The 12,311-nt window shown below is 44.2% G+C and carries 5 protein-coding genes; all 5 read left to right on the top strand.

The window, feature by feature from the left end; genetic code table 11:
- The first annotated feature begins 174 nt into the window (after nt 1-174).
- The 5 genes from AAA970_RS24150 to AAA970_RS24130 all read left to right on the top strand — a co-directional run bounded on the left by AAA970_RS24150 (nt 175) and on the right by AAA970_RS24130 (nt 11,867).
- Nucleotides 175-2,589 carry a beta-galactosidase gene (locus AAA970_RS24150; RefSeq protein ID WP_338239462.1) on the top strand — a complete coding sequence of 805 codons (2,415 nt, stop codon included), beginning with the start codon at nt 175-177 and terminating at the stop codon, nt 2,587-2,589.
- Between the two features lie 45 nt (nt 2,590-2,634).
- Entirely contained in the window at nt 2,635-4,878 is a 2,244-nt protein-coding gene (bglX, locus tag AAA970_RS24145; RefSeq protein WP_338239461.1) for a beta-glucosidase BglX, read from the top strand.
- 306 nt (nt 4,879-5,184) lie between these two features.
- On the top strand, nt 5,185-6,762 hold the full coding sequence (locus AAA970_RS24140; protein WP_338239460.1) for a glycoside hydrolase family 32 protein: 1,578 nt from the start codon (nt 5,185-5,187) through the stop codon (nt 6,760-6,762).
- A gap of 611 nt (nt 6,763-7,373) precedes the next feature.
- Nucleotides 7,374-8,849: a glycoside hydrolase family 140 protein gene (locus AAA970_RS24135; RefSeq protein WP_338239458.1), complete on the top strand. Its 1,476-nt coding sequence runs from the start codon at nt 7,374-7,376 to the stop codon at nt 8,847-8,849.
- Between the two features lie 159 nt (nt 8,850-9,008).
- Nucleotides 9,009-11,867, top strand: coding sequence for a glycoside hydrolase family 2 TIM barrel-domain containing protein (locus AAA970_RS24130; RefSeq protein WP_338239457.1), 2,859 nt, complete (start codon nt 9,009-9,011; stop codon nt 11,865-11,867).
- Nucleotides 11,868-12,311: the final 444 nt, after the last annotated feature.

The following is a 12,311-nucleotide window of genomic DNA, read 5'->3' as shown; positions in this document are numbered from 1 at the left end:
TTTTTCGTAAGGTTGCCGGGGCAGGATTACAAAGTAAACACAATCAAATTTGAACTATTAAAAATTTAGATAACCTATATTTAATGAACCGAAACTTAACTTCCGAATGAATGATTTGATTCTGGTGGTGCACGATTCGGTTTAATTCAATTTTCCCCTTTCATTTTTTCAATTATGAAACATTTCATACCCTTTATTCTTGTTTTTTGGGCATCAGTTGGCTGCCGACCCTCGCGTAATGTGCAGATGGAAAATCCCCCAAAAGCAGCTTACTATTATGACCTCAGCAATTATAAAAGCCAACCCCTGAATTATTTTGAAAAAATGGAAGGGGATTCTCCTTCCAGAGGAAATATTCGTGTCAATAATCAATATTTGGAGTTAAATGGAAAGGCTTGGTTGCCTACCTATGGGGAATTTCATTTTTCACGTTATGAGGCTGATCGTTGGGAGGAAGAGATATTAAAAATGAAAGCCAGTGGGCTTACTGCTATTTCCTCCTATATCTTTTGGAATCATCATGAAGAAATTGCCGGACAATGGGATTGGAGTGGCAATAAGGATCTGCGGCGTTTCGTACAGCTGTGCCAAAAGCATGATATGTTGTTTTTTGCGAGAATAGGCCCCTGGTGTCATGGGGAGGCTCGCTATGGCGGGCACCCTGATTGGTTAGTGGCGCAGTGTCCGGGCAAAATTTTACGTTCTACCCACCCCCTGTATCTGGAGCCGGTGAAAAAATTGTATGCCCAGATTGCCAAACAACTGGAGGGTTTATTTTGGGAAGACGGTGGACCTATTTTCGCCATTCAGTTTGATAATGAAAACTGGGAGAGTGGTCCGGGAAAAGGCCGGGAGCTTATTGATGCGGAAAAGGCCATTGCTTTGGAGTTGGGCATGAAAGCCCCTCTATATACCATCACCGGATGGGCCAATGCGGAATTTACCCAAGGGGAAGTGATTCCCGCTTTCGGCGGTTATGTCGATTATTTTTGGTCTGAAGCGCCGGAATTTTATCGTTGTGCTTCTTTTAGTTTTAGTGAAATCCGGCCCGATGGGGACATTGGCACCGATATGGGATTGCAACAACGATTTGATGATAAATACCTTAATAATCCTTTTTTAACCTGCGAGACCGGCACCGGCATGCATACCGCATTTCACCGTCGTCCGCTGATTACCGCCAAAGACAATGCCGCTGTGGCCCTGGTGGAATTGGGTAATGGTTGTAATGGCTTGGGCTTATTTATGTTCCATGGAGGAACTAACCCCATGGGGAAAAATACCCGATTGCATGAAGCGCTGGAAGATGGCTATAATGATATCACGGTTTTCAGCCATGATTGGCAGGCGGCCATTGGGGAGTTTGGTCAAAGCCGCGATACCTACCATCACTATTTGCCCCTGTTAAATTTCGCTAAATTTTTCGGTGCCGATTTGGCCCCTATGTCACCTGTAATCCCGGAACAGCTGAATGCAAATCCTTTTCAGTCCGATCTTTTACAGCATGCGGTAAGAACGGATGGTAACGCTGGTTTTATTTTCTTTAACAATCATATCAAGCATGATACCCTTTATCAATTTGATCAGGTGCAATTTAGTCTTGACTTGCCTCAGGAAACCTTAGAGGTGCCCGATAGACCGATTACAATCCCTGAAGGAGTTTATGGTTGTTTTCCTTTCAATATGCCGGTCGGTAAGCATCTGTTGAAATACGCCACCCTACAACCTATTGCTTCTTTGGAGCAGGGGCGACATCTTGTTTATACGCAAATTTCAGGTATCGAACCCCTGCTTGCTTTCAAAAGCGGTACCCTTTCTGAGGTTAAGGGGGATGCTAGTATGGATTCAGACCGACAGGGATATGCCTTTATTAGACCATCGGAAAAAGGCATCGCCCGCATTCGATTGAAAGATCAAGAGGGCAATACCATCACCCTCTCCATTCTTTCTCCCTCAGTGGCGGAAAATACTTACTTTCAGGACGATCAGGCGGTGTACAGTGGCGCAGAACAATTGACCTTCACTCAGGACAGTGTCCGGGTGTTAAGCAGCAGGGAAAAAGAGTGGCTGGTACAATGGTCTGCTGACCAAATGGATTCTGTTCAGGTAGGCTTCCAAACCGCCTCCTGGCGTTTGGACACCATTCGCTTGCAGGAGGGCGCCCACTTGCAATACCCTCAGCGATTCGTCGGCGATAATGTTCGCTTGGCCATGCCGGTGGATAGTATTTTTGACCTCGGGACGGTGATTGCGGTAAGTCCTGTTTGCCAGAAGCCATCTCCCGATCAGGTGGATACCCGAATTACATTAGATTATGAAGGGGCCACTGTTCGCCTATTTATCAGGGAGCAATTCGTGCATGATAATTTTTGGAATGGAAGCTCCTATGAAATCAGTCTGTCCCATTTTTCTGCCGAAAAGGAGAAATTGATATATAAAATATTACCCCTGCAAAAGAATGATCCCATCTATATTAACGGACAGTATCTTCCTGATCGGAAGCTAAATGGTAATCTGTTGAAAGTTAATCAATATAAGATTGTTCCGATATATAAAAAATCATTAGCTTTAAAAAGATTCAATTCTTAATTTGAGGTTTAACCTATTGTAGACATTTTTAATATATAGTAATTCATGAAAAAACTATTTTTTTATTGCTGTGCTCTTTTGCTGGGCGCCTGTCAAAGTCAGGGATTAAAACCTTCAAAACCCGCTGATGGCCAGATTGAAGCGATCATTTCGAACATGTCCCTGGAAGAAAAAGCAGGACAGCTGAATCTGATCGCCATAGAAGGTGAGCCTACGGCCGAACACCTGGAAATGATCCGGAAGGGTTTAGTGGGTAGCGTCATCAAGTCCAATGGTGTAAAGGATAATAGCCGATTGCAAAAAATTGCCGTGGAAGAGTCGGTCAATGGTATTCCCATCCTGTTCCAGGAAGATGTCATTCATGGTTATAAAACCATTGCGCCCATACCCTTGGCGGAGGCAGCAAGTTGGGATTTAGAAGCGATCAAAACTTCTGCTCAGGTGGCAGCAAGAGAAGCCGCTGCAGCAGGGATTCATTTGACCTATGCGCCTATGGTGGACATCTCCCGCGATCCGCGATGGGGCCGAATTCTGGAAGCAGCCGGGGAAGATCCTTATTTGGGTAGTTTAGTTGCTGCTGCTCGAGTGGAGGGCTTTCAGGAGGCCGGGCGCGCCAATCAGGAAAATATTTTAAGTTGTGTTAAACACTTTGCCGGCTATGGTGCTTCCCTGGCGGGTATGGATTATAATATTGATGATTTCTCCGAAAGGGCATTGAGAGAAGTACATTTGCCTCCTTTTCAGGCCGCTATTGATGCTGGAGTATCAAGCGTGATGTGTGCTTATACGGCTTATGATGGAGTGCCCCTTACCGCTAACCAATATTTACTGCAGGAGGTGCTTCGGGAAGAAATGGGATTCGATGGATTGGTGATGACCGACTGGCAGACGATTCCTAACCTGGTCAAGATTGGGGTGGCACCTAATGATACCATCGCCACGGAAATGGCTATGGCCGCCGGAGTGGATATGGATATGGTGGCGGAGAAATATGTGAGCCTATTGCCGGAGCTGGTGAGAAGTGGCAAAATAGCAGAAAGGGATTTGGATCAGGCCGTAGGTCGCGTATTACGATTGAAAAAGGATATTGGCCTGTTGGATCAACCAATGCGCGGGCTGAATCCGGAAAAGGAAAAGCAGGAACTCCTTTCGGAGGAAAATTGGAAGCTTACCAAAGATATTGCATTAAAGAGTATGGTGTTGCTTAAGAATGAGTCGGAGGTGTTGCCCATATCCACTGACACCAAAAAAATTGCCGTGATTGGTCCTTTCGCCAATGTGCAGGAAGACCTGATGGGTTGGTGGTCCGGCAAAGGAGAAGCCAAAGATGTGGTGTCCATTTTAGAGGGGATTAAACAAGCCTATCCAAAAAGTGAAATCACATTTGCTGCCGGTTGTAAAATTGACAAATTTGAAAAAGCAGGGGCTGAAATGATCGCCGAAGCTGTTCAGGTGGCCAAGCGCGCAGAAGTGGTAGTGCTGGTACTTGGAGAACAATATTGGATGAGTGGAGAAGGCGGAGGTACGGCCAGCCTGCACCTTCCGGGCCTACAGGAAGCCCTGGTGGACCGCATTGCTGAGCTTAACAAGCCGACCGTAAGTGTGATCGTTTCAGGCAGACCTTATATACTGACCGAAATTGCGGCAAAATCTGATGCGGTACTTCAAGCCTGGATGCCCGGCACCACTGGCGGTGAGGCCGTAGGAGAGATTCTTTCCGGTGCCTTTAACCCTTCGGGTCGACTTCCGGTTACTTTTCCTTCTCATGAAGGGCAAGTCCCGATTTTTTACAGTTACCGTAAAACGAGCCACGATTTTGAGCCGGAAGATCCGGAGAACAGATATTCCACCACTTATCGGGACATTTCCAATAAGCCACTTTATCCATTTGGCTATGGGCTTTCTTATACTGATTTTGAATATGGTTCCATAAAAGTAGATCAGCCACAAATGAGTTGGGAGCAAGACCTGCAAGTGGTTGTAACGGTTAAGAATTCCGGTTCTCGGGCAGGCGTGGAAACGGTACAGCTTTATATCAGAAGAAAATATTGCGAGGTTACCCAGCCATTGTTACTGTTAAAAGATTTTCAGCAAGTGAAACTGGAGGCAGGCGAACAGCGCGAGGTGAAGTTTAATCTTTCTGCTGATAAACTAAGCTTCATCGACCAAAAGCACCAAACCAAGTGGGCAGATGGAGCATATGAAGTATATGTGGGGCCTAATGCAGCGGAACTCCAAAAAGCAGCATTTACCTTTAAAAATAGTGGAAATAAAGCGCTTTCCCTTTAGTGGTGGCGGTAGAAAGAGGCCCGTTTATAAATGGGCCTTTTTCTGATTGTATTTGCCCGGATTGTTCATGTTTAAATCCGCTTATAGTTGTCAGGAGGGTAAGGGAGCAATAGTTACCTGTTTCGTTTTGCTCCAACGATGCAGGGACGTGAGGCGCAAGCAAGTTTACCCAAATTTGGGCAAGGAGGAAATCAGTGAAATCAATCTCAATGCGTTGATAAATAAACCTATAAGGTGGTTTGCTGAATCTATCGAAGAATAATTCGGATTATATTTTTTGTTGTGAGTATTTCTAGAAAAATTTTTATGAGCTATTCCCACCGGCTTAATTTTTTTTTATTGCTGTTTTTTCTTGGAAGTGGTCCGCTCCTGAGTGGAATTTGTCATGCACAATTACCATCTTCTGAGCCAGCCTATCAGGAGCAATACAGACCCCAATTCCATTTTTCACCGATAGCAAATTGGATGAACGATCCCAATGGCTTATTTTTTCATAAAGGAAATTATCACCTCTTTTATCAATACAATCCCGATAGCACCATTTGGGGGCCAATGCATTGGGGGCATGCCACCTCCGGGGATTTAGTACACTGGGAGCACCAGGCCCCTGCTTTATCTCCTGATGCTGCAGGCATGATTTTTTCTGGATCAGTGGTGGTAGACCATCAAAATACAAGCGGTCTTGGTCAGAATGATCAGGTGCCTATTCTGGCCTATTATACCGCACACCGAATGGATTGGGAACAGGATCATCGCTTAGATTTTCAAAATCAGGCAATGGCCTTTTCTCTTGATGACGGGTTAAGCTGGGAAAAATACAATCATGGGCATCCAGTGCTATTTAATCCCGGGATAAAGGATTTTCGAGATCCAAAGGTTTTTTGGCATAGCCCTACTCAGCGATGGATAATGCTTTTAGCCGCGGGTGATCATATTGCGATTTGGAACTCCGGGAATGGAATTGACTGGGATTACTGTAGTGATTTTTACGGGCCAAAATTGGAGGCCGATGGCGTGTGGGAATGCCCAGATTTATTAAAAATGCCCGTAGGGAATACCCAAACCTATAAGTACGTACTGCTGGTGAGTGTAAATGCATATGGACCGTTTGGAGGATCTGCTACCAAATATTTTGTGGGGGACTTTGATGGAAGGACGTTTACCAGCGATCAGCAAAATACCCTTTGGGTAGACTATGGAAAAGATAATTATGCAGGAGTTAGCTGGAATAATATCCCACGGGAGGATGGTCGGTTACTCACCATTGGGTGGATGAATAATTGGGAATATGCCCAAAATACGCCAACGGAGCGATGGCGATCGGCAATGACCGTACCCAAGAGACTCAGTCTGGAAAAGGCAGCAAACCAATACTTGTTAAAAAGCCATCCCATTGAAGCGCTGAAAAGTCTTAGAGAGGAGGCTATAGCAGTAGCTGATGTCCGATTGGGTCATCCTGCTCCCCAACAACAGTTTTTTACCAATGACTTATCTGGTGCCTTTGAGCTGAGTCTTACTATTATGGAGAGTGATGCCCAACAATTTGGCTTATGGTTGCATAATGTACAGGGGGATACTTTCCAGGTGATGTATAATGCCAGTGAGCAAAAAATCATAACCGACAGAAGTAAGGCTGGTACATTTTTCTCAAGGGAAGGCTTTTACAGTAAGCCCACTTTCGTGGAGTGGCCCAAAAGATATCCCCTAAAATTACATCTGCTTGTGGATTGGTCCAGTGTTGAACTTTTTGTACAGAATGGAGAAAAAGCAATGACCAATACCTTCTATCCCTCGACGGCCATCACTAGTATCACTGCCTTTTCTCATGGGGGAAATTCAGCCTTTGAGAATATTGAGGTATTTCCGTTAAAAAGTATATGGTGATAAAATGTAAATAACTAATTATAATTATTAAATATCGATGTTAAAATTAAAAAATCATATATGCTAGTTCCTGTACCCTACAGTAGTTCAGTGAGTTGCTAATAGTTAAACTGCTAAAGGGGGCTGTTGCAAGGGTTTAGGAGCGTGTTTAAAAGCCAAAATTCGCAGTTGAAAATTGATTATTGCATAAGCGATATCCGATTATTTTGAACGATTAGCAGCGCTGTAGTTGAGAAATGATCCAAAATCGCTTCCAATAATTCGAATTTGTAGCCGGATGGTGGGCTTTTAAAGATGCTCTAAAACTAAAACAGATGCTATTATCCCGAAATGAACTTATTCACTCCTTTTTTTGCTGCAAGCTGGAAAAATGAAGCTATAGTTCCTATTTCGTTTTTTCTGAACGAAGCAGAGGAATAAGGAGAATGTAAACGCACTTATGAAAATTCAGGATTTTGCCATCATATTGCTCACTATTTGGAAATAGTTCAAGATATCTGCCATCAGGCTTAATTGTGGCATTGAGGGGTCTCGGCCAAATCCGGTTATAGAGTAGGTGAATGAATATCAAGAAGATTTTTTTTTTATAATTATAAATTAATGAATCCAATATGAATACTCATAAAATCAATACCAGCAGTAATCATAATGGAATAGGGATTCCGTTAAGGTTTAGTAAATGCATAAAGTATAGGATCACCTTATTTTATATAGGGCTTTCCTGTTTTTTTATGTTGTCATGCCATCAGACTGATCGATTACCTCAAAATGATATAGCCCGGGCGATTGAATTACCATTTAAGCTTTCCCCAAATGGCCACTATTTTGAGAAAGACGGAGCACCATTTTTTTGGTTGGCGGACACCCACTGGAGACTTTTTGCGGGAGCCGACCCCCGGGATTTATCAGCGTATTTTCGTATTCGGAAGTCGAATGTAGTCCAGGTTTTCTATACCATGAATTGGGCAAAGGTGAATTATCGTGGAGACAGTGCTTTTTTTGGTAAGGACCCACTTCAGCCGGATCCGGCTTATTTGGATGCTGCCCTAAAAATCACCCAAATGGCAAAAGATGATGATATTAATATTTGCTTAGTCATTGGACAACCTTTGAAATTCGATACTTATCTGAACCGTATTCAGGAAGAGGATCAGGCCTATGCTTACGGCTTTACTATGGGTCAGGCGTTTAAGGCCTGTAGCAACGTGGTTTGGGCCTTGGGGCAGGATTTTGAGGGTGTAAGGCCATCATTATGGAAGGCAGTGGCGGAAGGAGTTTGTGATGCTTATGATGATAATTTTGATTATGATGGACTAGCCCAATGGTCCAATACCCTGATGAGTTATCATATTGGTTGGGAATCTTCCACGGCTGTTCAATTTCATGATGCTCCATGGCTGGACTTTAATATGATCCAAACCAGCCATATGAGACAAGATAATCACAGCGTTTATTTCTGGCCTTGGATGGGATGGCAAAAGACGCCCGTTAAACCTGTACTGGATGCGGAACCTAATTATGAAAATCATCCTATTTGGAAAAATAATGATGAGAGTAGATTTTCTTCCTATGATATTCGAAAAGCGGCTTATCGGTCCGTTTTTGCGGGCGGAGCCGGGATCAGTTATGGGCATAATCAAATTTGGCCCATGCGACAAAATTGGCAGGATAGTTTGTATACAGAGGGGGCAGTGCAGCTTCAGCACCTGAAAAACTTAATTTTAGCTTTTCCATACACGGACCGGATACCTGATCCGGACATTGTACGATCCATCAATCCCAACGATGCCCATAAGATTATTGGATGCCGATCGGAGAAAGGTGATTATGCTTTGATCTATGTTCCAACGGCTGAGCAGGATTTTGAATTAATGCTGGATTGGCTTGGGGGTAGAGATTATCACTTCAAGTGGTTTGATCCTCAGCAGGGTCAATATCTGAATGAAAAAGCCGGAAGTATGGATGCGCCCGAAGTACACCCTTATCGGGAATTTGATCGTTTTCGAAGCCCTTCCAGAAGCCTGGGCATGGATTGGGTACTGGTGATACAGGCGATGGCTGCGCAGGATCCTGAGGTAGATGCTTAACCCGAATTATTCACCGCTGGTTTTGGAATCTATCAAAAGAGGCTGTTTGTTAGTTTGTTACGACCGGATCTACTAGATTTCTGATAGCCCCAATTTGGGTAGGTTTGCTATCTCCTTTTTATCTGCTACACTGGATATAACCTATTAATTTTTATTACGATGAGACTTACTTTTTCCTATTTATTTTTATTGCTACTGCCTTTCTTTTATTGTGGATGGCCCTTGTCGACAAAAGCCCAGGTTTTGGAGCTCTCGGGCGACTGGACTTTCCAAATGGATTCCACAGATCAGGGACTTACCTCCGGCTGGTACCATGGACTTCCCAATGGGCAAGAGGTGCATTTACCAGGCAGCCTGGCGGATAATGGCATTGGCTTTCCCGTGGATGCGAACACCGACTGGACGGGAAAACTTGCCATTCCCGACTGGGAGGAAGATGAAAAATTCAGTCCGTATCTTCAGCAAGAATGGTTATTTCCTTTCTGGTTAAGTCCAAAATTAAAATATACCGGGGTGGGTTGGTATCAGAAAGAAGTGGTGATCACCCGGCAGATGAGGGACTTGCCGCTCGAGCTGTTATTGGAGCGTGTGCATTGGGAGGCTTCCGTATGGGTGGATGGGCAGTTTGTGGGGCAAAGCAACCGCTTAGGCACGCCTCAGATTTTTCAAATGCCGGAAGGCTTGTCGGAGGGTAATCATTTGATATCATTGAGAATTGATAATCGCATAAAGGAGGTGGATGTGGGACATAATGCCCATAGTATTTCTGATCATACTCAAACCAATTGGCATGGGGTGATTGGCAAAATGCAGCTTAAGGCGCGCGCCCCGGCCCGGATTAGGCATCAAAAAATTATGCCCATGGTGGAGGAAAGATCCGTAATGCTGGATCTAAGCTTAGAAAACCTTCAGGAGCAATCGCAAACCGCTTTGCTGGAGGTAGTGGTTTTTTCTGCTGATAAGGAAAATGAAATTGCCCGAATGACGAAAGAAATAATATTACCGAAAGGATCCCATCCGTTACAGTTACAGCTGCCCATGGGCGATGACATTCGGTTATGGGATGAGTTTGATCCCTATTTATATCAGTTGGAAAGCAGGCTTTCGGTCGGGGAGCAGGAGGATGTTCAGCTGGCCGGTTTCGGGATGCGAAAACTGGGTATTGCCGGTACCCGGTTCACGATTAATGATCGCCCGCTATTTTTACGGGGCACACTGGACTGCGCCATTTTTCCAAAAACGGCCTATCCGCCCACCGACCAGCAGGAGTGGAAACGTATATTCAGTACCATTAAAGCCCATGGTTTGAATCATATCCGTTTTCATTCCTGGTGTCCTCCTAAAGCGGCCTTTGATGTAGCGGATGCCCTGGGGCTTTATCTGCAGATAGAGTGCGGAGTTTGGGCACACGCTGATTTTCCGGCTTCTTTGCTGGGGGAAGGAAATCCGGTGGATGACTGGATCATGAAGGAAAGTAGGGCCATTGTGGAGGAATTTGGGAATCATCCGTCTTTTTGTTTGTTTCTGCATGGGAATGAACCCATGGGGCAGGGCCAGGAAGCGTATTTGGCCTCTTTTATTAATTATTGGAAAGCGCGGGATAACCGACGGTTTTATACCTCCGGCGCCGGATGGACCGCACAAGAAGAAAATGATTTTCATAATATTCAAGAGCCTAGAATTCAGCATTGGGGAGAGGGTTTGAAAAGTATTATTAATCAACAAAAACCCAATAGTAATTATGACTGGCGGCACCAATTGTTGGAGAATGACCGACCGGTGGTTAGTCATGAAATTGGTCAATGGTGTGCTTATCCAAATTTGAAGGAAATTGATAAATACCAGGGGAATTTACAGGCGAATAACTATAAACTTTTTCAAAAAAGCCTGGCCGCAAATGGCTTGTCTTCATTGGCAGAAAAGTTCCTGATGGCTTCTGGAAAGTTACAAGCATTGTGTTATAAGGCAGATATTGAGGCGGCCCTTCGCACGCCGGGTTTTGCAGGATTTCAATTATTGGGTTTATCAGACTTTTCAGGGCAGGGCACCGCACCGGTGGGCGTACTAGATGCCTTTTGGGAAGAAAAAGGATATATCCGTCCGGAAGAATTTCGCAGTTTTTGTCAGGAAACCGTTCCTTTGGCCCGCTTCGATCAGTTCGTTTTTAAATCGGGATCTCCCATAAAGGTAAAGCTGGAGGTGGCGCATTTTGGAGAAAAGGTACTGGAGGATGTTCGTCCAAGGTGGGTGCTAAAAAATCAGGCTGGAAAGGTCATAAAGGAAGGGCAATTACCGACCTGTACCCTTCCCGTGGGTAATGTCAATGTGGGAGAGGTAATACTGAAACATTTTAGCGGACAGCCGGAACATTTGATCTTTGAATTTAACATAGGAACATTTAAAAATCAGTGGGACCTCTGGCTTTATCCTGATAATGAAATTCCAACTTATGAAGACATTCAGGTTGTGCAGAAGCTGGAGGCCGCTACCATTAAATCATTAACCAGGGGGGGCAAAGTATTGCTGACGCTTCCTAAAGGTAGTGTGAAACCGCAATTTGGTGGGGATATCGCAGTGGGATTTTCTTCTATTTTTTGGAATACAATGTGGACGGAGGGTCAGCCTCCGCATACCATGGGCTTATTGTTGGATCCGCAAGATCCCTTGTTAAAAGCCTTTCCGACGGAGCAATATAGTAATTATCAATGGTGGGATGCCCTGACGCATGCGGATGCAATGGCGCTGACTAAGATACATCCCGACCTTCAACCTGAAATAAGGGTTATTGATGATTGGTTCACCAACAGAAATTTGGGTTTAGCTTTTGAGGTGCAGGTAGGGAAAGGGAAATTGTTGGTTACCTCTATTGATTTGGTGCACAAGCAGTCAGAAAGAATAACGGCCCGTCAGTTATTAATAAGTATGCTGGACTATATGCATTCAGCGGATTTTCAACCTAAAGTTAGACTGAAAGCTGGGGAAATAGAGCAGATTTATGAGGTCAAAGCCGCTTTTTAGCGTATCCTTATTTCTAAGGATTTTGGCAGAATTACCCCTTCGGACTTAGAGGATGTTTAAAAGCGCACCATCCGGCGGAAAATTCGAATTATTGGAAGTGATTTTGGATAATTTCTCAGCAATAGCGCTGCTATTCTCTTAAAATAATCGGCTATCGCTTCTGCGATAATCAAATTTTCGCTGCGAATTTTAGCTTTTAAACGCGCTCTTTTAGGCCAATGGCAATAATTTTTGGGCAGTGCATTGATATTGCTTTTTTTACTTTTTTAATAATCCATATTGGGGCAAGCTTGTTTGCACCTCCTTCATCTGCTGGTGGGAAAATAATTGAAAGAAGGAACTATTTCTTCATTTTTCCCGCTCTGCATTGAATGAAGAACTTACTCAGGCATCATTCGGCTTAGTCCTCTACCAAACCGGTGGAGGACGAGTCGATATAATGGA

This window comes from Persicobacter diffluens (assembly GCF_036244895.1).
Lineage (GTDB): Bacteria > Bacteroidota > Bacteroidia > Cytophagales > Cyclobacteriaceae > Persicobacter > Persicobacter diffluens.
Note: the sequence above shows the minus strand (reverse complement) of the source record. Positions and strands in the feature narration are given on the sequence as shown.